The organism is Microbacterium sp. K27 (assembly GCF_004794435.1).
GTDB classification, from domain to species: domain Bacteria; phylum Actinomycetota; class Actinomycetes; order Actinomycetales; family Microbacteriaceae; genus Microbacterium; species Microbacterium maritypicum_A.
This window is the reverse complement of the sequence record NZ_SSDK01000036.1, coordinates 89,037-112,512: the sequence shown is the minus strand read 5'-3', so window position 1 is coordinate 112,512 and position 23,476 is coordinate 89,037. Positions and strand designations below refer to the sequence as shown.

21 protein-coding genes are annotated in these 23,476 nt (G+C 69.9%); 12 read left to right on the top strand and 9 right to left on the bottom strand.

The window, feature by feature from the left end:
- Positions 1 to 4,581: an ATP-dependent helicase gene (locus DW307_RS07815; RefSeq protein ID WP_136024445.1), complete on the bottom strand. Its 4,581-nt coding sequence runs from the start codon at positions 4,579 to 4,581 to the stop codon at positions 1 to 3.
- A gap of 228 nt (positions 4,582 to 4,809) precedes the next feature.
- Here DW307_RS07815 and DW307_RS07810 point away from each other — a divergent pair, with 228 nt between their 5' ends.
- The 3 genes from DW307_RS07810 to DW307_RS07800 are packed head-to-tail and all read left to right on the top strand — an operon-like array spanning position 4,810 to position 7,531.
- Positions 4,810 to 5,571, top strand: coding sequence for a DUF998 domain-containing protein (locus DW307_RS07810; RefSeq protein WP_197020537.1), 762 nt, complete (start codon positions 4,810 to 4,812; stop codon positions 5,569 to 5,571).
- Between the two features lie 32 nt (positions 5,572 to 5,603).
- Positions 5,604 to 6,875 carry a sensor histidine kinase gene (locus tag DW307_RS07805; RefSeq protein WP_051668092.1) on the top strand — a complete coding sequence of 424 codons (1,272 nt, stop codon included), beginning with the start codon at positions 5,604 to 5,606 and terminating at the stop codon, positions 6,873 to 6,875.
- Positions 6,872 to 7,531 (top strand): response regulator, encoded by a 660-nt coding sequence (locus DW307_RS07800; RefSeq protein ID WP_136024444.1) that lies wholly within the window; start codon positions 6,872 to 6,874, stop codon positions 7,529 to 7,531. Before DW307_RS07805 ends, DW307_RS07800 begins: the two co-directional genes overlap by 4 nt.
- Before the next feature lie 88 nt (positions 7,532 to 7,619).
- Here DW307_RS07800 and DW307_RS07795 read toward each other — a convergent pair whose 3' ends face one another.
- A complete protein-coding gene (locus tag DW307_RS07795) occupies positions 7,620 to 9,311 on the bottom strand; it encodes an ABC-F family ATP-binding cassette domain-containing protein (RefSeq protein WP_136024443.1) in 1,692 nt (563 codons plus the stop codon).
- A gap of 289 nt (positions 9,312 to 9,600) precedes the next feature.
- Here DW307_RS07795 and DW307_RS07790 point away from each other — a divergent pair, with 289 nt between their 5' ends.
- Entirely contained in the window at positions 9,601 to 9,909 is a 309-nt protein-coding gene (locus DW307_RS07790) for a hypothetical protein (RefSeq protein WP_136024442.1), read from the top strand.
- On the opposite strand, the gene DW307_RS07785 is transcribed toward DW307_RS07790, so the two are convergent.
- Positions 9,910 to 10,566, bottom strand: a complete 657-nt coding sequence (locus DW307_RS07785) for an alpha/beta hydrolase (RefSeq protein WP_205810436.1) — start codon at positions 10,564 to 10,566, stop codon at positions 9,910 to 9,912.
- 72 nt (positions 10,567 to 10,638) lie between these two features.
- Between DW307_RS07785 and DW307_RS07780 the strand changes: the two genes are divergently transcribed.
- A complete protein-coding gene (locus tag DW307_RS07780) occupies positions 10,639 to 11,244 on the top strand; it encodes an NUDIX hydrolase family protein (RefSeq protein ID WP_021201180.1) in 606 nt (201 codons plus the stop codon).
- A 42-nt stretch (positions 11,245 to 11,286) separates the two neighbouring features.
- Here the strand turns inward: DW307_RS07780 and DW307_RS07775 are convergent, their stop codons facing one another.
- Positions 11,287 to 12,354, bottom strand: a complete 1,068-nt coding sequence (locus DW307_RS07775) for a threonine aldolase family protein (protein WP_136024441.1) — start codon at positions 12,352 to 12,354, stop codon at positions 11,287 to 11,289.
- A 101-nt stretch (positions 12,355 to 12,455) separates the two neighbouring features.
- Here DW307_RS07775 and DW307_RS07770 point away from each other — a divergent pair, with 101 nt between their 5' ends.
- Positions 12,456 to 13,910, top strand: coding sequence for an MFS transporter (locus tag DW307_RS07770; protein WP_029267458.1), 1,455 nt, complete (start codon positions 12,456 to 12,458; stop codon positions 13,908 to 13,910).
- Between the two features lie 12 nt (positions 13,911 to 13,922).
- Here the strand turns inward: DW307_RS07770 and DW307_RS07765 are convergent, their stop codons facing one another.
- A complete protein-coding gene (locus DW307_RS07765) occupies positions 13,923 to 14,582 on the bottom strand; it encodes an SDR family NAD(P)-dependent oxidoreductase (protein WP_029260008.1) in 660 nt (219 codons plus the stop codon).
- A 136-nt stretch (positions 14,583 to 14,718) separates the two neighbouring features.
- Complete coding sequence (locus tag DW307_RS07760) at positions 14,719 to 16,158, bottom strand: DUF6421 family protein (protein WP_136024440.1); 1,440 nt, start codon at positions 16,156 to 16,158, stop codon at positions 14,719 to 14,721.
- 72 nt (positions 16,159 to 16,230) lie between these two features.
- Here DW307_RS07760 and DW307_RS07755 point away from each other — a divergent pair, with 72 nt between their 5' ends.
- Complete coding sequence (locus tag DW307_RS07755; RefSeq protein ID WP_017829260.1) at positions 16,231 to 16,689, top strand: Lrp/AsnC family transcriptional regulator; 459 nt, start codon at positions 16,231 to 16,233, stop codon at positions 16,687 to 16,689.
- Positions 16,690 to 16,704: 15 nt separating this feature from the next.
- Here the strand turns inward: DW307_RS07755 and DW307_RS07750 are convergent, their stop codons facing one another.
- Positions 16,705 to 17,730 (bottom strand): ArsR/SmtB family transcription factor, encoded by a 1,026-nt coding sequence (locus DW307_RS07750; RefSeq protein ID WP_136024439.1) that lies wholly within the window; start codon positions 17,728 to 17,730, stop codon positions 16,705 to 16,707.
- Positions 17,731 to 17,775: 45 nt separating this feature from the next.
- Here DW307_RS07750 and DW307_RS07745 point away from each other — a divergent pair, with 45 nt between their 5' ends.
- Genes DW307_RS07745 through DW307_RS07735 form a run of 3 tightly spaced genes read left to right on the top strand, consistent with a single transcriptional unit; the run spans position 17,776 to position 19,469 of the window.
- Positions 17,776 to 18,138 (top strand): cupin domain-containing protein, encoded by a 363-nt coding sequence (locus tag DW307_RS07745; RefSeq protein ID WP_021201173.1) that lies wholly within the window; start codon positions 17,776 to 17,778, stop codon positions 18,136 to 18,138.
- A gap of 14 nt (positions 18,139 to 18,152) precedes the next feature.
- Positions 18,153 to 18,443: a DUF4287 domain-containing protein gene (locus DW307_RS07740; protein WP_021201172.1), complete on the top strand. Its 291-nt coding sequence runs from the start codon at positions 18,153 to 18,155 to the stop codon at positions 18,441 to 18,443.
- Positions 18,444 to 18,494: 51 nt separating this feature from the next.
- A complete protein-coding gene (locus tag DW307_RS07735) occupies positions 18,495 to 19,469 on the top strand; it encodes a 1,4-dihydroxy-2-naphthoate polyprenyltransferase (protein WP_136024438.1) in 975 nt (324 codons plus the stop codon).
- A gap of 15 nt (positions 19,470 to 19,484) precedes the next feature.
- Here DW307_RS07735 and DW307_RS07730 read toward each other — a convergent pair whose 3' ends face one another.
- Both DW307_RS07730 and DW307_RS07725 read right to left on the bottom strand, forming a co-directional pair.
- Positions 19,485 to 19,790 (bottom strand): DUF4229 domain-containing protein, encoded by a 306-nt coding sequence (locus DW307_RS07730; RefSeq protein ID WP_136024437.1) that lies wholly within the window; start codon positions 19,788 to 19,790, stop codon positions 19,485 to 19,487.
- A 9-nt stretch (positions 19,791 to 19,799) separates the two neighbouring features.
- Positions 19,800 to 20,834 carry a hypothetical protein gene (locus DW307_RS07725; RefSeq protein WP_136024436.1) on the bottom strand — a complete coding sequence of 345 codons (1,035 nt, stop codon included), beginning with the start codon at positions 20,832 to 20,834 and terminating at the stop codon, positions 19,800 to 19,802.
- Positions 20,835 to 21,139: 305 nt separating this feature from the next.
- Here DW307_RS07725 and DW307_RS07720 point away from each other — a divergent pair, with 305 nt between their 5' ends.
- Complete coding sequence (locus tag DW307_RS07720) at positions 21,140 to 22,123, top strand: glycosyltransferase family 2 protein (RefSeq protein WP_136024435.1); 984 nt, start codon at positions 21,140 to 21,142, stop codon at positions 22,121 to 22,123.
- Positions 22,120 to 23,466 (top strand): polysialyltransferase family glycosyltransferase, encoded by a 1,347-nt coding sequence (locus DW307_RS07715; protein ID WP_136024434.1) that lies wholly within the window; start codon positions 22,120 to 22,122, stop codon positions 23,464 to 23,466. Before DW307_RS07720 ends, DW307_RS07715 begins: the two co-directional genes overlap by 4 nt.
- Positions 23,467 to 23,476: the final 10 nt, after the last annotated feature.

The following is a 23,476-nucleotide window of genomic DNA, read 5'->3' as shown; positions in this document are numbered from 1 at the left end:
TCAGACGACCTTGCGGAGGGTGTATCCGCGCGGCGTCGCCACGAAGCCGGCCTCCTGCAGGGCGAGCGCGAGTGCGGTGCCGTAGACCCCCTCGCCGTTGATCTTCTCGACGGTGAGGGTATCGAGGCGTCGGCTGCGCGCGGTGGCAGCGAGGTCGGCGGTGGCGGCACGCAGCACGTCGACGTCATCGCTGAACGACAGCACCGTGCGGCCACCGCGTTCCAGGGAGAGCACCAGGGTGCCGTCGACCAGGACGACCAGACCTCCCGCCTTGCGCCCGGGGCGGTGCGACACCCCGTCGAGCTTGGGCCAGCCGAGCGCCGCACCGTAGGGGTTCGCGGGGTCGGTCGCGGCGAGGGTGACGGCCGCGCGGGGTGGTGGATCGGCGAGGCCCGCGTAGGTGCGCAGTCGGTCGACGGTGCCTGAGGCGGCGAATTGCGCGGCGCCGAGCTTCTCGATCACGTAGCCGCGGCGACAGTGCCCCGCCTCTTCGAAACCGGCGAGCACTCGATAGGCCTGCGCGAAGCCGCCGGGCACGCCTTCGGCCTGCACGGCGCCGCGGGTCACGACGCCGTAGCGGTCGAGCAGGAGGCCGGCGGTGACGGTCGCCCGACGGGAGGGATCGGTCTCGAGTGCGGGCAGCAGCGACCAGCGTCCGCCGATCGACGCGGGCCGCGGTGCGGCGGATCCGGTGAAGGACACGCCGCGGTAGGTGCGGGCGCGGGGGGCGCGGCGCTTCACCTTGTGTGCCTGCGAGCCGCCGGCGAGAAGAGAGCGGATCGGGGCGAAGGTGTCGTTGGTGACGTAGCCCGACCACGTCAGCGACCACAGCGCCTCGAGCACGGACTGCTCGTTCTCGGCCGCGGCCATCTCTTTCAGCTGGCCGGCGAAGTAGGCGCCGCCGACGTCGAGGGCGATGAGGATACGTGATTCCAGGGAGTCGGAGGCGATCTCGGCGTCGCGTTCCGGGAGGGTGAAGGGCGCGATGTCGGCGGGATGCAGCGACACCCAGCCGTCGCGCCCCGGAAGCGTGCCGTGCCCCGACCAGATGACCTCGCCGGCGGCCGTCAGCTCATCCAGCATCCCGGGGGAGTAGTCGCGCACGCGGGAGGGGAGGACCAACGATTCCCAGGCGCTCGCGGGAATCGGAACACCGGCGAACTGCTCGATCACGCTGAGCACGCCGTCGACGCCGTCGAGGGGGCGACCGATGTGCTGCCAGTCGGGCAGGAATCGGGCGTACGCCTCGGGGGAGACCGGTTCGACCGATCCACGGATCGCGGCGAGCGAGCGCATCCGCAGGCGGCGCAGCACCTCGGTGTCGCACCATTCGATCGCATCGCCGCTGCCCGCCGCCTCCGGCAGGAAGTAGCCGCTCGTGATCCGCCCCGCGGTCTCGAGGCGCTGCAGGGTGTGCCGGGCCACCGCGGCGCCGAGTCCGAACCGGGCGGCGATGGCATCCGTCGTGAACGGGCCGTGCGTGCGGGCATGGCGGGCGACGAGGTCGCCGAGCGGGTCGGCGACGGGTTCGAGGAAGGCGACAGGGACACCGGTCGGGAGCGCAACGCCCAGGGCATCGCGCAGGCGTCCTGCATCTTCGATCGCCGCGACCCGGCTCGTGCCGGCGATGGTCACGGGGATCGCCCGGCGCGCGGTGATCAGCTCGTCGAGCAGGGCGGCTGCCGAGGTGTCGACGATCGAGTCGGGGTCGAGGCGGGCCGTCGCCTCGTCGGCGTCGAGGGGGCCGAGCATCCGCAGCAGGTCGGCGACGCCCTCGAGTCCGCGCGCTCGGCGATCGGGGTCGAGACGCTGCGCCTCGCGCTCGAACTGGGCGATCACGTCGGGGTCGAGCAGTTCGCGCAGCTCGACCGTGCCCAGCAGCTCGCCGAGCAGTGCGGGGTCGACCGACAGAGCGGCCGCTCTGCGCTCGGCGAGAGGGGAGTCGCCCTCGTACATGAAGGCGCCCACGTAGCCGAACAGCAGGTCACGGGCATACGGCGAGGGCTGGCCGGGCTCGGTCTCGACGAGGCGGATGCGGCGGTCGGCGATCGACGTCGCGAGGGTGCGCAACGAGGGGAGGTCGTAGACGTCCTGCAGCACTTCGCGCAGGGTCTCGAGGATCACCGGGAAGGTCGGATGGCGCCTGGCCACCTCGAGCAGCTGAGCCGACCGCTGTCGCTGCTGCCACAGCGGGGTGCGCTTGTTGGGATTCATGCGGGGCATGAGCAGTGCCCGCGCCGCGCACTCGCGGAAGCGGGACGCGAACAGGGCGGAGCCGCCCACCTCTTCGGTGACCAGGTGTTCCAGCTCGTCGGGCTCGAACACGAACAGCTCTGCGCCGGGCGGCTCGGCCTCGGCATCGGGGATGCGCACGATGATGCCGTCGTCGCTCGCGACCGCCGACCCCTCGACGCCGAGGCGCTCACGCACCCGGGCGTTGATCGCCAGCGCCCAGGGTGCGTGCACCTTCATGCCGTAGGGGGAATGCAGGATGACACGCCAGTCGCCGACCTCGTCGCGACCACGTTCGACGGTGAGCGTGCGGTCGGTCGGGAGCGTGCCCGTCGCTTCGCGCTGCTCGGTCAGGTGCGCCATCAGGTTCGCTCGCGCCTGCTCGTCGAGTCCGGCGTCGATCAGTCTCTGCGCCGCCTTCTCGGGCGTGGCCGCCGACACCTCGCGGGAGAACGCGCCCAGAGCCTCGCCGAGCTCGAACGGCCGGCCGATCCCGTCGCCGTGCCAGAACGGCACCTTGCCCGGCTGCCCGTAGGCAGGGATCACGTTGACGCGGTCGTGGGTGATCTCCGCGATCCGCCAGCTCGTCGTACCGAGCGTGAACACGTCTCCCACCCGCGACTCGTAGACCATCTCCTCGTCGAGCTCGCCGACCCGCGCGCCCGTCGATTCGCCGGCGACGAAGACGCCGAACAGGCCGCGGTCCGGGATCGTGCCGCCACTGGTCACCGCGATGCGCTGCGCTCCCGGTCGCCCGGTCAGCGTGCCGGCATCGCGATCCCACACCAGTCGGGGGCGCAGCTCGGCGAACTCGTCGGACGGGAATCGGCCGGCCAGCAGATCGAGCGTCGCCTCGTAGGCCGAACGCGGAAGAGCCTGGAAGGGCGCCGACCGGCGAACCGTCTCGAACCACTCCTCGACGCCGATGGCTCCGAGGGCGCTCGCGGCGACGGTCTGCTGCGCGAGGATGTCGAGCGGGTTGCGCGGCACCTGGATCGCCTCGATCTTGCCCGCGAGCATCCGCTCGGTCACGATCGCGGTGTGCAGCACGTCGCCGCGGTGCTTCGGGAAGAGCGCGGCGCGACTGATCTCGCCCACCTGGTGACCGGCGCGGCCCACCCGCTGCAGACCGGAGGCCGCCGAGGGTGGTGCCTCGACCTGGATCACGAGGTCGACCGCTCCCATGTCGATGCCGAGCTCGAGGCTGCTCGTCGCGACGACGCAGCGCAGCGCGCCGGACTTGAGCTCTTCCTCGACCTGCGCGCGCTGCTCCTTCGAGACCGAACCGTGGTGCGCTTTCGCGAGCACGGGATCGGCACCTGCGGTCGCTCCGGCCTGCGCCATCATGGCGGCGGGTACGGTCGCCGCCGGAAGTTCGACGCCGATCCGCTCGGAGTAGATCTCGTTCAGACGCCCGGTGAGGCGCTCGGCGAGGCGACGGGAGTTGGCGAACACGATCGTCGAGTTGTTCTGCAGGATGCGGTCGACGATCGCCTCCTCGACGTGCGGCCAGACCGAGCCGGTGACCTCGGAGTACTCGGCATCGGCGGCATCCCCCGGCACACCGGGAGGGGGCGGCGGGTTGGTCATGTCATCCATCGGCACGACCACGCCGAGCTCGAAGGTCTTGGATGCGGGGGGCGCGACGATCTCGACCGGAGCCGAGCCGCCGAGGAACCGGGCGACCTCGTCGATCGGGCGGACGGTGGCCGAGAGTCCGATGCGCTGCGCGGGAGTCTCGATGCCGTTCGCGCGGCGCAGCGCGTCGAGGCGCTCCAGGCTCACGGCGAGGTGCGCGCCGCGCTTGGTGGCGGCGACCGCGTGCACCTCGTCGATGATCACGGTGTGCACGCCGCGCAGCGTCTCACCTGCGCGGCTCGTCAGCATGAGGTACAGAGACTCGGGGGTCGTGATGAGGATGTCGGGCGGGTCGGACACGAGCTTGCGTCGGTCGCTCGAGGTCGTGTCGCCCGAGCGCACGCCGACCGTCACCGCCGGCGCCGGGACCCCGAGCCGTCTGGCCGACTGTCCGATGCCGATCAGGGGCGAGCGGAGGTTGCGCTCGACGTCGACGCCGAGCGCTTTCAACGGAGAGATGTAGAGGATGCGCGTGCGTGGCTCGCCCTTCGCCGGAGGGGCGGTCTCCGCCATGCGCTCCCGGAACACGCTGTCGATCGCCCACAGGAACGCCGACAGCGTCTTGCCCGACCCGGTCGGTGCCACCACGAGTGCGTGCTTGCCCGCGGAGATCGCATTCCAGGCGCCCGCCTGCGCCGGCGTGGGCGCGGGGAAGGCCCCCCGGAACCAGTCCTGCGTCGCGGAGGTGAAACGGTCGAGCACGTCGCTCATCCCTCCATCTTCGTCGAGGCCGGGGACATCGGGGTCGTGAACGATGTCGGCGGAAGGTGGGAGGTTCGCATGCGCACACCTCCCGCGACCGCGAAGGGACGGCTTTCGGCAGAGGTCGTTCCCCCGCATCGCGGCGACGACGGGGCGTCGTACCTCGGTACGACGCCCCTCGACAGTGGGCACTTCGGGCCGACGCGACGGGGTGGCCTCCGCTCATACCGTCTCCCTATGCCCACCGAAAACACCGCCTCTCGCCCTGCCGGAACCACTCTCCGCATCGTCGCCTCGATCGTCGGAAGCCTGCTCGTCGCCGTCGCGCTGACCATCATCTGGGTCGCCCGTCTGAGCATCGACCGCGTCCTGTATGTGAGCGGACTCGGAGCCGACGGCGAGCCGACCGCGGGATGGTTCGAGCTCGCACTGCTGCTCCTCGTCACCGGTGGCTTCGCTGTGGCCTGGGCCTCGCGCGGGCTGCGTTCGACGGTGCCGTGGTTGAGCATCTGGTCGCCGTCGTTCTCGGTGGCGATGGCATCATCGCTGTTCCTGGTGGCCTCGCAGGTCACGTGCACGACCGGGTGCCCGCTGCCGGTCGGGCCCGCGTTCACCTGGCAGGATCTGGTGCACACCACGGTCGCCGTGCTCGCCTTCGCCCTGGCCGCGTTCGCGATGCTGCAGGTCTCCTTCGTCGAAGGTCGGCGCACGCTCCGGGTGCTGTCGCTCGGCGCAGGCGTCTCGACGGCCGTGATCGCCGCGGCGGGAGGCATCCTCTCCCTGCTGCAGTTCCGCACGGACATCGGCAGCATCTTCGAGCTCGTCGCGACCACCATCGGCATGGGGTGGCTCGCGATCCTCGGAATGGACACGGCGGTCGCGCAGCGGCGTCGACGGGTGCGGCGCGAGACGTGGAAACCGGTGGCGCCGACCCTCGATTCGCATCAGAGCACCGCGCGTCGCACTGCGACGGGTGCGCTCGTCGCCGTCTCCCGCTGAGGAACCCGACGTGCGGTGCGTAGAGTCGTCATATGCGAGAGTCAGCATCCGTCGGCGAGAGCGGGGCCCGGTCGGTGGACCTGCCGCGGCCGCCGGGGATCGTCCGGCGGTTCTGGGGAAACCACCCCTGGCTCTTCGACGGTCTGCTCGCCTTCGCGTACCTCATCGTGAGTGTGTTCTGGGCGGTCGTCGCTCCCCTCTCCTCGGGCGACTGGTCCCCGCTCGCTCCGATCGTCGTCCCGATAGTGCTGGGCGTGCTCGCGGCGATCGGACTCCTCTTCCGCAGGTATCGACCGTGGCTCACGTTCGGGGTCTTCGCGGTCGTCGCGGTCGTGGCGCTCATCGCCGACACGCCTGCCGAGCCGATCGGCGTCGGCTTCGCCCTCTACGCGCTCTTCGTCTACCGCTCGAATCGCAGCGGATGGGTCGCCTTCGGGGTGACGGTGCTGGCCGGGGTCGTGGTGCTCCCCGCTCTCGACTGGCTGCGCCGCGGTGCCCCCGATGGCGGCTTCACGTATGTGCCGGGCAGCCTGCTGTTCCTCGTCGTGATGCTGATCGCCGCGCTCCTCGGAGTCACGGTGGGTGACCGGCGGCGCTACATCGGGGCGATCCTCGACCGCGCCAACCAGCTCGCACGCGAACGCGACCAGCAGGCGCGGATCGCGACGCTGGCCGAGCGCGCGAGGATCACCCGCGAGATCCACGACGTCGTCGCGCACAGCGTGTCGGTCATGGTGTCGCTCGCCGACGGCGCCGGCGCGCTCGCGGAGAAGGATCCGCAGCGTTCGCGCAGCGCCATCCAGGAGATCGGCGAGGTCGGACGGCAATCGCTCGTCGAGATGCGCCAGCTGCTGGGCGCGCTCGGCGACGACGCGGACGACGGCGAGGAGCAGAGCCCGCTGCGCCCCAACCCCGGACTGGCGGAACTCACGGCCCTGGTCGAGACCTTCCGCTCCGCGGGTCTGCCGGTGACGGTGCATATGCAAGGGGCGGCGCCCGGGGCACCGGCGCTGCAGAACACGATCCACCGCATCGTGCAGGAGGCGCTCACGAATGCGCTGCGCTATGCCAAGGACCCGCGGGAGGTGCTCGTGAGTCTCGATTTCCGTGGAGAGGTCCTCGTGATCGAGGTCACCGATGACGGCCGGCAGGGGCCGCCGGCGGTCTCGGTCGGATCGGGCCGCGGCCTCGTGGGCGTGCGGGAACGCGCGCGGCTGGCCGGCGGGACGGTCGACGCCGGTCCGCTCCCCGAGGGCGGATGGCGCGTGCGGGTGGAACTTCCCGAACAGGAGGAACAGGGATGACCGAGGAGAAGATCCGGCTGCTCATCGTGGACGACCACGAGTTGATCCGTCGCGGTATGCGGATGGTGCTCGATGCCGAAGATGACATGCAGGTGGTCGGGGAGGCCGTCTCAGGAGCGGAGGCCGTGCACCTCGCGGCCGATCTGCGACCCGACGTGATCCTGATGGACATCCGGATGCCGGAGATGGACGGGATCGAGGCGACCAGGCGCATCGTGCGGAGCACGCCGTCGAGCCGGGTGCTGGTGCTCACGACCTTCGACCTCGACGAGTACGCGTTCGGGAGCCTCCGCGCAGGAGCGAGTGGTTTCCTGCTGAAGAACACCCCGCCCGCGCAGCTGACCGCCGCGATCCGCGCGATCGCCGCCGGCGACGCCCTCGTCTCGCCGCGCGTCACACGGTCGATGCTCGACCTGTTCGCCACCCGTCTTCCCCGACAGACCGAGGCGGTCGATTCACGGCTGGACGTGCTGACCGAACGCGAGCGGGATGTGTTCCTCGCCATCGCCAAGGGATACAACAACACCGAGATCGGCGAGAGCCTGTTCGTGTCGGAGTCGACGGTGAAGACCCACGTCGGCCGCATCCTGTTGAAGCTCGACCTGCGCGACCGCGTGCAGGCCGTCATCCTCGCCTACGAAGTCGGCCTGGTCTGACGGGTTCCGGTGCGACGACGGCGCGCGCCGAGGAAACGGAGTCCCGGCGCGCGTCGTCGTCTTCCGCGCGTTGTCGTCCTCCCGCGCGTCACTGCTCCAGCGAGACCTCCTGGAGCGCGCCGTCGGCGTCGATCTCGAGTGTCAGGTCGAGGTCGAGCCGCCGCAGGAACGCATCGTCGTGACTCACCACGAGCACCGCACCGCGGTAGGCACGAAGGGCGTCGACGAGCTGGTCGACCGTATCGAGGTCGAGGTTGTTCGTCGGCTCGTCCAGCACCACGAGGTGGGGTGCCGGGTCGGCGAGCAGCAGCTTCGCCAGCGCGACGCGCAAGCGCTCGCCACCCGAGAGGGCGGCGACCGGTCGCTCCGCGGTGGCCCCGCGGATGAGGAACCGCGCGAGGCGGTTGCGCAGTTCCTTCTCCGGCACGTGCGGCGCTGCGGCGGCGATGTTCTCGAACACCGACCGCTCCTCGTCGAGGCCGTCGACCCGCTGCGGCAGGTAGCCGATCAGGTCGGTATGGGCTTCGGCATGCAGGGCTGGCCGTACGGAACTCAGGACCTCCGTCTCGGATCCGCTTCCTTCCCGCCCCTGCGGCCCGACGGGAGTCATTGCTCCTGAGCTGTGAACGCCGGTGGCGACCAACCGCTCCAGCAGCGTGGTCTTCCCCGCGCCGTTGCGTCCGATCAGCGCGACCCGCTCCGGCCCCTGGATCACCCACGCGCGTTCGTGATCGCCGACCGTCGCGATGCGGCGGCTGCGCGACACCTGCGGGTCGGGCAGCTCGATCTTCATCGACGAATCGGAGCGTACCCGTCGCCCGGCCTCGTCGAGAACCGAGCGCGCGGCATCCTCCTTCGCTCCGACCTCGGTGCGGAGCCTGCCGGCCGATACCTCGGCGGCCATCTTCCGGCCGTGCGCGACGATCTTCGGGACCCGCTTCTCGATCTCCGCCTTCTTCGCCGTGCGCGCGCGGTGGGCGAGCTTCACCTCGGCTTCGATCCGCTGCCGTTTCTCCTTGCGGAGCACCTGGGCGGCGGTGACCTCGGCCTGCTTCGCGGCATCCTGCTCGGCGTCCAGCCACGCACGCCATTCCGAATACGGACCGCCGAACACGCTCAAGGTCTGGGCGTAGAGCTCGGCGGTATCGTCCATCAGCTCGAGCAGCGACAGGTCGTGGCTGACGACGATGAGCGTGCCTTTCCAGGCGCGCACCATCGCCGCGAGCTTCGCCCTGGCGTCACGGTCGAGGTTGTTGGTCGGCTCGTCGAGGAGCGTGATCGGTGCGCGGCGCAGACGGATGCCGGCGATCGCGACGAGCACGGCCTCCCCGCCCGACAGCTCGCCGACCCTGCGGTCGAGGAAGTCCGAGGCGAGTCCGGCCTCGGCCAGCGACGCCTCGGCGCGCGCCTCGATGTCCCAGTCGTCGCCGACGGCGTCGAAGTGGGCGGGATCCACGTCGCCGGCGCTGATCGCCCGCACGGCATCGAGCGCCTCGGACACCCCGAGGAGGTCGGCGACGCGGCGGTCGACGTCGAGCGTCAGCTGCTGTGGCAGGTACGCGACCTCGCCGGATGCCGAGACGACGCCCGACGTCGGTTCGAGTTCGCCGGCCATCAGTCGCAGCAGCGTGGACTTGCCTGCGCCGTTGCGTCCGACGAGGCCGGTGCGGCCCGAGCCGAACGACCCGGAGACGCCGTCGAGCGCGACCGATCCGTCGGGCCAGGTGAAGGTGAGTCGGTCGAGGATGACCGACGCGTGAACAGTGGTGGGAGTTGACATGAGTGTCTCCTGTCGAGTGCGAGGGTGCACTGACACCGAGCCCCTGCCGGGCCGTGACACGCGTCACAGGTTGCGAGAGGAGAGGGTCTGCCGTGGAGTCGGCGATCGTCGGGTCAGCGCGCGGAAAGAAGAGCGCGGAGGCGACGGATCAGATCAAAGGACTTCCAGACACGGCGGACAGGACTCCCCGACGATACCCGGGGTTGTCAGGATCGCGCAACCCCCGGGCGTGTCGGACATCCGTCGTGCGGGGGATGCCGTCGAGCCTGCGGGTCCGTACCGTGGAGTCATGGCAGATCAGGATCCGAGTCCGCAGGAGTCGCGTTCGCGCATGGGCCTGGGTGTGGGGCTCGCGCTCGGGGTGGCGATCGGAGCGTCGATGGGTGCTGCCCTGCAGAACTGGGCGCTCGGTATCGGGATCGGAGTGGCGATCGGTGTCGCGCTCTCCGTCGCCATCACGTCGGGCGGGGGTTCCCGCGCAGAGAGCGGGCGCGAGGGCGAGGCCGATGAGGACCGCAGCGGTGACGACCCCGGTGACGACCCCGATGGTGATCCCGATCGCGATCCCGGTGCCTCCGACGAGAAGCCGGAGCGCTGATCAGCCCGCGGTGATCCCCTCCAGCCACTTCGTGAGGAACCGGTGCACGTCGGTCAGCTCCTCCTCGGAGATGCTGTGCGTCAGGCCGGTGTAGACGCGCCCGGAAAGCTCGGAGTGCGTGGGCAGCCACTGCGCCGTGTGATCGATCAGAGTGGGAGGGATGACGTCGTCGTGCGTGCCCCGGCCCCAGAACACGTGCGGGCGCAATTCCTCCAGCGATTCGTCGTTCGGGAGCTCGCCCGGTGCCGCATACCCGCTCAGGACCGCGACGGCCCCGAAGCGCTCCGGGGCCAGGCGCAGAGCCTGCAGCGACACCGCCGCGCCCTGAGAGAAGCCGAGCAGGGCGACCGAGGGGGCATCGGCCGCCGCGGTGTCGAGCCAGCGCAGGAAGGCCTCCGCGGCGGCGGTCACGGCCTCGGAGCTGCGCCCGTCGAGTCCCTCGATCGGGTACCAGGAACGCCCCGGCATCGGCCACGGCGGTGCGAGGGGCGCGGCCACGGATGCCACGGCGATGCCCTCGGGGAGGGAGGGGACGAGTCCGAACAGGTCGTGCTCGTCGGCACCGTAGCCGTGCAGCAGGACCAGCAGAGGCATGCCTCCGCGGTCGGGGGACGACCATCGGGTCGCGGTGTCGTCGATCGTCAGGTTCTCGCTCACACCGTCATCCTGCCAGGGGCGACCGACGTGCGCGCGGTGTCGGTTCGCAGAAGCGGCTGGTAGAAAGGACACATGGCCGTCCGCACACCTGATCCCGATCCGGAGCCCGATGACGACGGTCTCGGCGACTTCCCGGATTCGAACCGGCCCGCGCCCGACGCGAATCCCGGCTGGCTGAGCGAGTTCGAGCTCGAAGAGGCTCGGCGCCGTCTGCCGATGCTCTACGTCGAGGCGATCCCGGTGCGCACCGACGGCTCCGGCCAGGTGATCGAGATCGGCATCCTGCTGCGCTCCACTCCGATGGGCGAGATGACGCGCACGATCGTGTCCGGTCGCGTCCGCTTCGGTGAGACGATCCGCGACGCCCTCTTCCGCCACGTCGAGAACGACCTGGGCCCGATGGCCTTCCCGCTGCTGCCGCCGCAGCCGCTGCCGTTCACGGTGGCCGAGTACTTCCCGATCCCCGGGGTGAGTGCGTTCCACGATGATCGGCAGCACGCCGTGTCGCTGGCGTTCGTCGTGCCAGTGACGGGAACGTGCGAGCCGCGTCAGGACGCTCTCGAGGTCACCTGGTTCTCGCCGGAGGCCGCCGGTTCCGACGCGGTCGCCGCCGAGATGGAGAACGGCCGGGGCACGCTCATCCGACAGGCTCTCGCGAGCCTCGGTCTGCTGCGCTGACGTCCGCTGCGCTGACGTCTGCTCTGCTGGCCTTCGCGGCGCTCAGACCGTGGTGAGCCGGGCGAGTTCGGCGACGAAGGCGTCGACGTCGGCTTGCTCGGTGTCGAAGCCGCACATCCACCGCACCTCCTTGCGCGCCGCGTCCCAGTCGTAGAAGCGGAACGAGTCGCGGAGCTGGTCGGCGACGCCGTCGGGGAGCGTGGCGAACACGCCGTTGGACTGGGTCGGCTGGGTGAATCCGACGCCCCGGATGGAGCCGTCGGCGATGCCGGCCTCGATCTCGGAACGCAGACGGGCCGCCATGGCGTTGGCGTGCTGGGCGTTGCGCAACCAGAGGTCGCTCTCGAGCAGGGCGATCAGCTGCGCCGACACGAACCGCATCTTCGACGACAGCTGCATGTTGAACTTGCGCGAGTACTTCAGTCCGTGGGAGGCCTCGGGGTTCAGCACGACGATCGCCTCGCCGAGCATGGCACCGTTCTTCGTCCCGCCGAAGGTGAGCACGTCGACACCCGCGTCACGGGTGAACGCGCGCAGCGGCAGGTCGAGGGCGGCAGCGGCGTTCGAGAGGCGTGCGCCGTCGAGGTGCAGCTTCATGCCGCGCTCATGCACGTGGTCGGCGATCGTGCGGATCTCTTCGGCCGTGTACAGCGTGCCGAGCTCGGTGGTCTGGGTGATCGAGACGACCAGCGGCTGCGCGCGGTGCTCGTCGCCCCAGCCCCAGGCCTCGCGGTCGATCAGCTCGGGGGTGAGCTTGCCGTCGTCGGTGGCGACCGTGAGCAGCTTGAAGCCGCCGATCTTCTCGGGCGCCGCAGCCTCGTCGACGTTGATGTGCGCGGTGGAGGCGGCGATCACCGCGCCCCAACGCGGCAGCATCGACTGCAGGCCGGTCACGTTCGCGCCGGTGCCGTTGAACACCGGGAACGCCTCCACGCCCTCGCCGAAGTGCTCCTGGAAGACCTCCTGCAGGCGCGCGGTGTACGCGTCCTCGCCGTAGGCGCTCTGGTGGCCGCCGTTCGCCGCGACGATCGCCGCGAGGATCTCGGGGTGGATACCGGAGTAGTTGTCACTGGCGAAGCCCCGGATCGCGGGGTCATGCTGGATGCTCACCTCCCCAGCCTAATTGTCCGGCCGGTGCTCGCGGTGCGACGACGATGCTCTGTCCGGAGAGGGGCTTCCGGATGTCGGAGGCCGGTCCTACCCTCTTAGGCATGCAGCGCACCGCAGCGAAGAGGGCCTTCGCCAACGTCCTCGTCAACACGCTCATCGCGAACGTGACGACGAGCTTCCTGTGGTTCGCGCTCACGTTCTGGGTCTACATCGAGACGCAGTCGGTGCTGGCCACGGGCATCATCGGCGGTGCCTACATGCTGTTCGTCGCGTTCTTCGCGATGGCGTTCGGCACGATCGTCGACCGAAACCGCAAGCACACCGTCATGGTGATCTCGAGCGTCATCTCGGCTGTCGCTTTCCTGGTGGCCGGGGTGCTCTACCTCTGGCAGCCCGAGGCGGCCCTGCTCGACCTGGGCGGACCGTGGTTCTGGCTGTTCTCTGGCATCATCCTGTTCGGCGGAGTCATCGAGCAGCTGCGCAACATCGCGCTGTCCACGACGGTCACCCTGCTCATCCCCGAAGAGAGACGTGCGAACGCCAACGGCCTGGTCGGCACGGTGCAGGGCATCGCCTTCCTCGTCACGAGCGTGTTCTCGGGACTCTCGATCGGCTTCCTCGGCATGGGGTGGACGCTCGCGATCGCCATCGCCGCCATGGCGCTCACCTTCGTGCATCTGCTGTTCGTACGCATCCCCGAGGGCGATCCGGAGCCCGACCCGAACGCGTCGAGCGCGCTCGACTTCCGGGGAAGCGTGCGGGCCATCCGGCTGGCTCCCGGCCTCTTCGCACTGATCATCTTCTCCACGTTCAACAACCTCATCGGCGGCGTCTACATGGCGCTCATGGATCCTTACGGGCTGACGCTCTTCGACGCCCAGACCTGGGGATTCGCCCTGGCGTTCGCGTCGACCGGATTCCTGGTCGGCGGGGGACTCGTGGCCAAGTTCGGTCTCGGTCCGAAGCCGATGCGCACGATGCTGCTCGTGGTCATCGCGATGGGGCTGCTGGGCTCCGTGTTCATGCTGCGGGAGTGGTGGCCGCTGTATGTGGTCGGCATGTGGGTGTACATGGCGCTGGTGCCTCCGGTGGAGGCGGCCGAGCAGACCGTGATCCAGAAGGTCGTGCCGTTCGAGCGGCAGGGGCGCGTGTTCGGAGTGGCCGCCGCGATGGAGGCGGCAGCGGCCCCGATCACCGCATTCCTGATCGCACCGATCGCCGAGTTCCTGATCATCCCGTACATGGACACGGCGCAGGGGCAGCGGCAGTGGGGGTGGCTGCTCGGCGAGGGAGAGGCTCGAGGCATCGCGCTCATCTGCCTGTTCGCCGGACTGATCATGGTCGTCGCCGCCACCCTGGCCTTCTTCACCCGCTCGTATCGCAAGCTCACAGAGCTGTACGCAGAGGCTCCGGAGCAGGAGGTCGCGGGGGCGGAGGAGGAGATCTCGGACCGGACACCGGACGATGACGAGACCGAGCCCGTCGTGACCCGGCGTGCGGACGCACCGCCCGTCGTGCCGGGGATGCCCCCCGAATCCGGGGGACCGCGTCGGTGATCCCGGGCGGAATCAGGCCACGTCGAACACCCGGTCATTGAGCTCGGCGGCGTCCGCATCCCACAGCGCGACGATCCGTGCAGCGAGCACCTCGGCGTCGAGCGCCTGGGCGCGGAACACGACGGATGCGGCCCGCAGTGGCTCCCCGGCCTCGCGCGACGCCTTGGCATACCCCTGAGCGACCGCTCGGGCCCAGGCTTCGCTCGCGGCCTTGACGGCGGCGTAGTTCGCCCCGCCGGCGAGGGGACGTGCGACGGCGGTCGAGGAGACGATCGCGAAGCGTCCGGCCGCGGAGGCGCGCAGGGCAGTGTCGAACGCCCGGCTCGTGGCGCGCACGGCTTCGAGTGCCGGCAGCAGTGCGGCGAAGTCAGCGTCGGACTGCCCGGCCAGCCCTCCACCACCGCGCCAGCCGCCGACCAGCGGGACCACCGCATCCACGGGGCCGATCCGCGAGGCCACGGCGGTCATCGCGTCGAGGGAGGTCGCATCGGCGACCTCGACCTGAGCCCCGGCATCTGCGAGTTCCCGCAGGCGCTCCGTGGAGCGGCCGGTGGCGATGACACGGGCATGCGCGGCGACCAGTGCGCGTGTGGCGGCGAGGCCGGCGGCGCTGGTCGCTCCGGCGAGGACGACGGTGCGTCCGGCGGCGTTCGAATCGGTGCGTTCAGCCATGTGTCCACTCTTCCGCGTCGTCGGGGCTTCTGCGGCCGGAACCCGCGGAGAGATCCGCAGAACAGGTTCCGGCCGCAGCGCGGTGCGCCCCAGCGTCACACTCGGAACGCGCGCGGTGCGCGCGTGGTCTTCATCCTCAGTCGTCGGTACCGCGGATGCCGACAGTCGACTCGATGACCGGCTTCATCTTCTTGTCGAGGGTCTCGAAGAACATCGACAGCGGGAACTCGTCGTCCATCACGGCGTCCGTGTAGCCCTTCGGCGCACCGGCGAGGATCTCGTCCGAGAGCCCGCGAGCCCACTGCGATGCCGGGTGCGGGGTGAGCGTGCCGCGCACCAGTTCGTATGCGGCGAGCCAGTGCGAAACCTTCGGGCGGTCGATCGAGTGCCAGTACAGGTCGTCGATCGCATCGCCCAGAGCCACCACGGCATCGGGCACGTTGTCCCAGTCGAACGCCAGAGCGGTGTCGGTCCAGTGCAGCACGCCGCGCTGGTGCAGCCATGCGAACAGCAGCTGCCCGCCGACCGCGTCGTAGTTGCGGGTGCGAGTGCCCGTGATCGAGAAGCGGAAGATGCGGTCGAAGATCACCGCGTACTGCACGAGGTGCGCGTAGTCGTGCATCTCCTGCTCGGTCGCGGTGAGCTCCTCGCCGGCGTCGATGCGTGCCGCGAGGGCGCGCTCGATCTTCACGGATTCGCGGAACGCCGTCATGTCGCAGCGCATCTCCTCGAGCGAATAGAGGAAGAACGGCATCCGCTGCTTGATCATGAACGGGTCGAACGGCAGGTCTCCACGCATGTGGGTGCGGTCGTGGATGATGTCCCACATCACGAACGTCTTCTCTGCCACCTGCTGATCGTCCAGCATCGCGGCCGCGCGCTCCGGCAGGTCGAGGTTGGTGATCTCGGCAGCGGCACGGGTGACGCGACGGTAGCGGGCCGCCTCGCGGTCCTGGAAGATCGCGCCCCATGTGAAGGACGGGATCTCGCGCATCGCGACGGTCTCGGGGAACAGCACGGCCGAGTTGGTGTCGTATCCGGGCGTGAAGTCGACCAGACGCAGCGAGACGAACAGCTTGTTGCCGTAGTCGCCCGCTTCGAGCGCCGCGATGAACTCCGGCCAGATCGTCTCGACGATCAGCGCTTCGACCAGGCGGTCGCTCGATCCGTTCTGCGTGTACATCGGGAACACGACGAGGTGACGGATGCCGTCGACGCGGTGCTGCTGCGGCTGGAAGGCCATGAGCGAGTCGAGGAAGTCCGGCACGCCGAAGTCCGAGGCGGACCAGCGGTCGAAGTCGACCACGGAGGCGGCGAGATACTCGGCGTCGTGCGGGAAGGCCGGGGCGAGCGCGTGGATCGCGGCGGTGATGGCGCCGACCAGCTCGCGGGCCGCGGCATGATGAGCGGCGTCCGGGATCGAGCCGTCCTTGATCTGCATCTCGCGGATCGCGATCGCCGCGTCCTTGAGCTGTGCCCAGGCGGTCGACTGCTCGGCGATCGATGCGTCCTCGACGACCTCGGGTTCGCCGACGATGGCCTGAACAGCGGAACTGTTGGCGGAAAGAAGGGACATCGGGACCTCCGATCGGAGTTTTTGACGGAAAGATTCCTGCACAAACGGAATCCTGACGATAATCTTACAGCCATGGATGACTCTGTCGACCGCGCGATCCTGACCGCGATCTCCCGTGACGGCCGTGCCACGCTCTCCCAGCTCTCGGATGCGGTGGGGCTGTCGGTCTCGGCGGTGCAGTCGCGCCTGCGTCGGTTGGAGACGCGGGGAGTCATCTCCGGATACCAGGCGATCCTCGACCCCGAGCAGGTGGGCACGCCGCTCTCGGCGTTCATCGAGATCACCCCGCTCGACCCGGCGCAGCCCGACAACGCGCCCGAGCTGCTGGAGCACCTGGACGCGATCGAGGCATGTCACTCCATCGCCGGCGATGCCAGTTACATGCTCTTCGTGCGGGTTCCGTCACCGCGTGCGCTCGAAGAACTGGTGCGCGACGTGCGGCTCGCGGCGAACGTCAGCACCCGCACGACCGTGGTCCTGCAGACGTACTACGAGCACCGGCCGATCATCCCGGTGGGCTCCACCGAGTAGTCGGACGAGCGGGCGTCAGAGCATCGCGCCGACCATCGCCTCGCCCAGCGGCGTGCGCAGATGCAGCATCCTGGCGCCGTGGCGTTCGCTGGCGATGAGACCGCCGCCCCGCAGCACCGAGAGGTGGTGCGATGCCGTCGATATCGCGATGTCGGCATCGCGTGCCACCTGCGAGGTCGTGCGGGCCGTGCCGGCGCCGAGCAGGATGGCCGCTCGGGCCGGCCCCAACAGGGCGCCGAGGGCGTCGGCGATCTCGGTGGCGTCGCGGGCCCATCCGGCCGTGACTCCCCGGGCGGGATAGAACAGGGTGGGCTGTGCCGGCGGCTCGGTGAGCACCATGCATCCCCATGACGACATGACGGACGGGACCAGGACCATGCCGCTTCCCCGGCAGTCGACCTGTTCGCTGTGGCGGCGCAGCGAGACGCGGACGGCACCGGACCCCCAGGTCACCTGTCGGTGCAGATCGCCGGCCATACCGGCGATGCCCGCGCTCGCCATCGTGCGTGTGCGGACGGCGATGTCGGCGCGCAGCAGCCGGTCGAGCTGCGGCCACACCGGGGCGAGTGCGGCGTCCCACACGGCGCCCCACGCGTCGGCGATCAGGCTGCGGGCGCGGGCGGGGTGATCCCGCATCTCGCGGAGAGCCTCTCGCCGGGTTCCGCTCGACCGCGCCACCATCTTCCCGAAGTCGACGCGCATCGGGCCGAGGGATGCGGCGCGCAGTTCGTCGAGCTCGATCTCGGGCGTGAGGTCCCAGCGGGGCGTGGTCGTCAGGAAGTCGGGCAGGTAGCCGTCGTCGCCGATCACAGTGGCGAGCAGCGCGACGTCGTCGCGGGGGAGGCGGTCGCGCACGGAACGCAGCCACCCCCATTGCAGGGGGTGGGCGGTCGGTCGCCGTAGTACCCGTACCGCGTGCGCGAGCTCGTGTCCGGGCGAGATGCCGAACCGCACCGCCTCGACGTCACCCGGGCTCAGGTGGAACTCGACGCGGTGATCGGGGTGCTCGACGCCCTCGATCGGGCCGGAGTTTCGATCCACGTCGAAACTCTAGGGACTCTTCGCGAGTCTGTCGAGACTGGTGCCATGAACAGCACATCACCATCGAACGGGGTCGTCTCCGGGGCGGACATCCGCATCGGTACGGGCGGCAGCCGCAGGTTCGTGGGAGCCGAGCACGGCGCCGAGGTGTCGTACTTCTTCGTCGAGAACCAGCCGGGGGAAGGGCCGGGGCTGCACTGGCATCCCTATCCTGAGACCTGGGTCGTGATCGAGGGCATTGCCTCGATCGCGGTGGGCGAGGAGACTTTCGTGGCCGGGGCGGGAGACACGGCTACCGGGCCCGCCTTCATCCCGCACCGCTTCACCAACGTGGGGGACGGGGTGCTCCGCATCATCGGCATCCACGCCTCTGCCACCATCATCCAGACGTTCCTCGATGAGGACTGACCACAGGAGCACCGATGTCCTTCCAGGCATACCTCGACAACATCGAGACCAAGACCGGCCTCACCCCGCGGCAGTTCATCGCGCTCGCGACCGAGAAGGGGTTCGACCGCACCACCAAGGCGACGCCGATCGTCGCGTGGCTCAAAGAGGACTACCAACTCGGTCAGGGGCACGCCATGGCGCTCGTGCACGTGATCACCAAGGGCCCGCAGATCAGCGACAAGCACGTGGGCACGGGCGGTGCCCACGCAGACGCGTCCGACACTCTGTGGCTCGACGGCAAGGACAGCAACCCGAACTCCTGATGGGCCCTCACGCTGAGGTCGGGCATCGCCCCGGCCAGTAGGATTCCCTGCGTGGCAGCATCCTCCCAGCGCAAGAAGAAGACCCCGACCGCGAAGCGCACCCCGGTCCGCACGAGCGGCAACCCGGCGAAGCGTCCGGCGGTCGAAGCGGGCCCCGTGACGGCCTCCGACTGGGTCGGGGCCGCGCGTCTTCGCACCCTTCCTCTCGCGATCGCGCCGGTCGTGATCGGCACGGGAGCCGCGCGCAGCACCGGGCCCGAGTTCCACTGGGTCATCGCGCTCGCCTGTCTCGCCGTCGCGGTGCTGCTGCAGATCGGCGTGAACTTCACGAACGACTACAGCGACGGCGTGCGCGGCACCGATGCCCACCGGGTCGGGCCCGCGCGCCTGACCGCATCCGGGCGGGTCGCGCCGCGCACCGTCCTCATCATCGGGCTGGTGTTCTTCGCGCTCGCCGCGCTCGTCGGGCTGGCGATCGTCGTGCGCACCGGACAGTGGTGGATGCTCGCGGTGGGCGCCGCCTGCATCGTGGCCGCCTGGTTCTACACCGGCGGCAAGCGGCCCTACGGCTACTACGGCCTCGGCGAGGTCTTCGTCTTCGTGTTCTTCGGGCTCGTCGCCACCCTCGGCACGACCTGGGTACAGATCTTCGCGCTGCCGCAGCAGGCGTGGCTCGGTGCGATCGCGACCGGCCTTTTCGCCTGCGCCGTGCTCCTCGCGAACAACCTGCGGGACATCGATCAGGACCGCGAAGTGGGAAAGCGCACGCTGACGGTGCTGATCGGACGCCGGGCCACCCAGGTGCTGTTCACCCTCTTCGTGATCGCGCCGTTCGGGATCGCGGCCTTCCTGGCGTTGGCGTTCCCGATCGCATGGATCTCGCTGCTGGCGCTGCTCGCAGGGCTCCCGGCGATCGCGATCGTGTGGTCCTACCGGCAGCCCAAGGAACTCGTGACCGCTTTGGCGCTCACGTCGCTGACGTCGCTGCTCTACGCGGGCGCCCTCTTCTGGGCGTTCGTCGGCTGAGCGCAGCCGGGGCGCTCAGGCCCTGGCGTCGCCGTCGATCGGGTCGTTCGACTCGTCGATGACCTGGTCCTCGGCGTCCGCATCGGCCTGTCCGGCGGACGAGCGGCTCTCGCGGCGTTCCTGCAACCGGGCGGAGGCGTCGGTGAGGGGCGCACGCAGGAACAGCATCGAGATGCTCATGCCGATCAGCGCGGCGAAGATCGCGGCGAGCCACCAGAACTCTCGGAAGATCGGGAAGAACACCCAGAGGATGGCGAGCGGGACGAGGAACGCCAGCAGCCGCAGCACGGTGTAGACGAGGAAAGGCGCGGGCTTCTTCACCCCTCCAGTCTACGTTCGCTGCGGACGGCCTCCGTCGCGGGTGCTGTCGTCGGTCCCGTCGTCGGTGCTGCGGGGGATGCCGAGTCGGGGGAAGGGGATGCCGCGCACCACGCGCCGCCACGGGTGCTCGCCGAGCGACCACAGCAGTCCCGCCTCGAGGTCGAGGGCGAGGTCTTCGCATCCGACCGGCAGCGGCACCGGAGTCGGAGCGAGCGCCTCGCGCCGGCCGCTCCAGAGCGTACCGGGGTGCATACGGTCGGATTGCGACACGAAGTGCCGATCGCCCCAGCGGACGGCCCCCTGCATCCGCGGGATGCCCGGGGTGAAGCGATCGACCTCGGCGAAGTCGTCATCGGCGCTCGCGGGGACGATGAACTCGCCGATCCGGCCGCTGTCATCCGTGCGGTGCTCACCGATGAGCACTCGCGGCAACGACGCGCCAGCGTCGTCGAACACGCGGCCCAGGTACGAACAGCGCAGCGCGATCGGATGCGCGCGGGTGCGTACCGCGATGAGCGCCGTCGTGCGTCCACTGCGACGGCGTGCCCCGGCCAGTCGCTGAGCGAGTGCGCCGTGCACCTGACGGATGTCGGACATGTCGAATTCCCAGACACCGCGTCCTGTGGCCGCGGCGAACAGGCGATCCCCGAACCAGGCGAGCCCACCGGCGTGGATCCGCGCCGGTTGCAGCTCGCCCTCGTCATCGGTGACCGCGAGCAGGATGTCGATGTGGCGCGAGCGCTCCAGATCGACGAGCGTGACGCGGGAGGCGAGGTGCTCCCCGGAGAGCTCCTGACGGAACCAGCTCACGGCCAGGGTGCGTCGCCCGCGCCACTCGCCGACGTCGACGCCCTGCGGGTACCAGCGCCTGGTCCACGTCCTCGCGCTGAGCCATCGCAGATCGACGGTGTCGCGACGACGCTGTCGCACGGGACGCCAGGTCGATCCGAAGGGCCAGAGCATGCTCCCATCGTCGTCGATGCGTCGCGCGGGTGCGAACCGAACCTCGAAGAGCGCGGCATCGCGGCGCGCAGGTTCCATCATGCTGGCATGTATTATGTTACCGGAGGTCGATTTCGTCTCTGGGAACGAATGCGACGACGAAGAACGTCTCGGGGGAGTCTGATGGGGGTCAGACGACCCCGTGGCCCGCGGGGTCGCATCTGCGATCCTGCATCCCGAACGTGTCACGTTCGGCAGTGCGATGCACTGGGAGGTGTGGTTCCGTTCGGGTGCGGGACCACACCTCAGTGCTCGTCTCCGTGGACACCCATCGTTCACCTCCGCGTCGCCATCCGGCAACGACCGCCTGGCACCATTCCCGGACACCGTCCGTCTCCGGGAGTCCTGTGCGCACACCACCCTTCGTCACCGTCATCCTGCCCGCGAAAGACGCCGGCGAGTACATCGGGACGACGCTCGAAACGCTCACCCGCCAGTTCGACGATGCCGGAGCGGTCAAGCTCGTGGCCATCGACGACGGGTCCCGCGACGACACCGGCGAGCTCATGCAGAAGTACGCGCAGTGCTTCGATCACGCCGAGGTGCTCCGGAATCCGACGGCGCGCGGGCTCGCGACGGCCCGCAATCAAGGCCTCGCGCATGTCGAGGGCGACGCCTTCTGCTTCCTGGACGGCGACGACTGGATGCAGCCGCGGCGGCTCGAGGTACTGCTGTCGCGTATGCGGGAGCTCGGCTGCGACTTCGTGCGCACCGACCACGTCACGGTGACCGATGGACAGCGGGCGCTTGTCCGCGCACCGCACCCGTGGCGGGAGCGGGTGACACCGCCGCGAGAGGCGATCCTGCCCGAGAACGAGTCGACGATGGTCGACTATCCCTACGCCTGGGCAGGGCTCTTCCACCGCCGGATCATCGACAGCGGTCTCGCGGCGTTCCCGGAGGGCCTGTTCACAGCGGAGGACCGTCCTTGGATCTGGCGACTGCACCTGCAGGCCCGATCGTTCGCTGTGGTCGATGCGCCTGCCCTGCTCTACCGCCGGGGCGTCGCCACATCGCTGACGCAGGTGCACGATCGGCGGCAACTCGACTTCGCCAGGGCCATGAATGAGGTCGTCTCAGTGGTCGAGCAGGACGCGGAGGCGGAGCGCTTCCTGCCCAAGGTCGTCTGGACCGCACTCGCCCTCAGCTCCCACCACCTCGTGCGCGCACGGCGGATGAGCCCACAGCTGCGCACGGAGATGCGATCCGGGATCCGCGACATGCTCCGCCGGCTCCCCACTGATGAGGTGACTGCGGTGCTGGGGCGCCTCGGCGGGCCGCGCCGCCGCGTGCTCGCGCGCATCCTCCGACAGGCAGGGCGTGCGGCATGACGCAGATCTTCGCGCTCCACAGCGCCTATGGCCTGGCGACGGCCGTCGCCGGGATCGATTCCGGACTCCTCGACGCGTCCGTCGGCGAGCGCCTCCTGGTTCCCTTCACCTCGTCTCGAGTGCCCGAGACGGTGGTCGGGATCGCGCACGACCCGGCGCTCGGATCTCTGCGTGCACGGTTCGACCGTATCGAGCCGTGGGAAGACCTGCTCGGGCCCATGCATCCGAGTTCGTGGGAGCCGGCCGATTCCGACCTGCCGATGCTGGAGCGGCTGTTCGCACGCGCGTGGGATCTGGATCCTCACGATCTCGAACTGTTCGTGCAGAGTCCGCAGGTCGCGCCGGCCCGCACACTGATGGCGTTGTTCCCGCAGGCGCGCATCACGATCATCGGCGATGGTCTGATGACGTACTCACCGATGCGGGTGCGGATCCCCTACTCCGTCGCCGCACGCATCGAACAGGTCGTCTACGCCGATGTCGTACCGGGGGTCCGACCGCTCGTCGGGTCACCTGGTGCACAGGTCGTGCCGGTGCCGCCGCGGGTGTTCGCCGCCGCCCTGGGCGAGACGGATGCCGGCTCGACCGAGCCTCCGGACGAGTCCGGCTCGACGGTGCTCGTGCTCGGACAGTACCTGTCGGCGCTCGGACTGATGACGGCGGCCGCCGAGATCGATCTGCAGACGCGCCTGGTCGACCGCGCGGCGCAGTGGCGACCGCGGCGCATCGTGTTCAAACCACATCCGGCCGCTCCGCCGCTGGTGACCGCCGCCGTCGAAGGGGCAGCGGCCCGTCGCGGCATCGACTTCGAGGAGTATCGCGGCCCCCTCCCCGCGGAACTGCTCGCCGAGCGACTGGACGCGGTGGCGGTGGTCGCCGGGTTCTCCACCGCGCTGCCGACCGTGCATGCGCTCTTCGGCCGGGCGATCGGTTCGGCGGGAAACGACACCGTGCTGGCCGCCCTGACGCCTTTCGAGAACAGCAACCGGATTCCCGTCACCCTGGTCGACGCCCTCACGCGTGAGGACTCGCCCTATGTCGATCCTGCCCGACTGCAGCTGCTCATCGACGCGGTCGGCTATGCGATGCAGCCGGAGATCGCCGGCCACCTGCGGGGTCGGGCCGAGGAACTGCTGCGTGGCCTCGACGCCGACGAACGTGCTCGGTACTTCACGCCCCGACGGCTCGCCGAGCTGCGGCTGCCCGGTGCGCCGACGGACAACGCCCTGCGTCGTGCGCTGCGTCCTGCCGGGGGAGTGGGCAGGATCGAGGAGTGGCGCCTTCACGCCCTCGGGGCCAGGAGGCGGGCAGGGCGTGCGTGGCGGGCGCTACGCGGACGATGACGATGGCGAC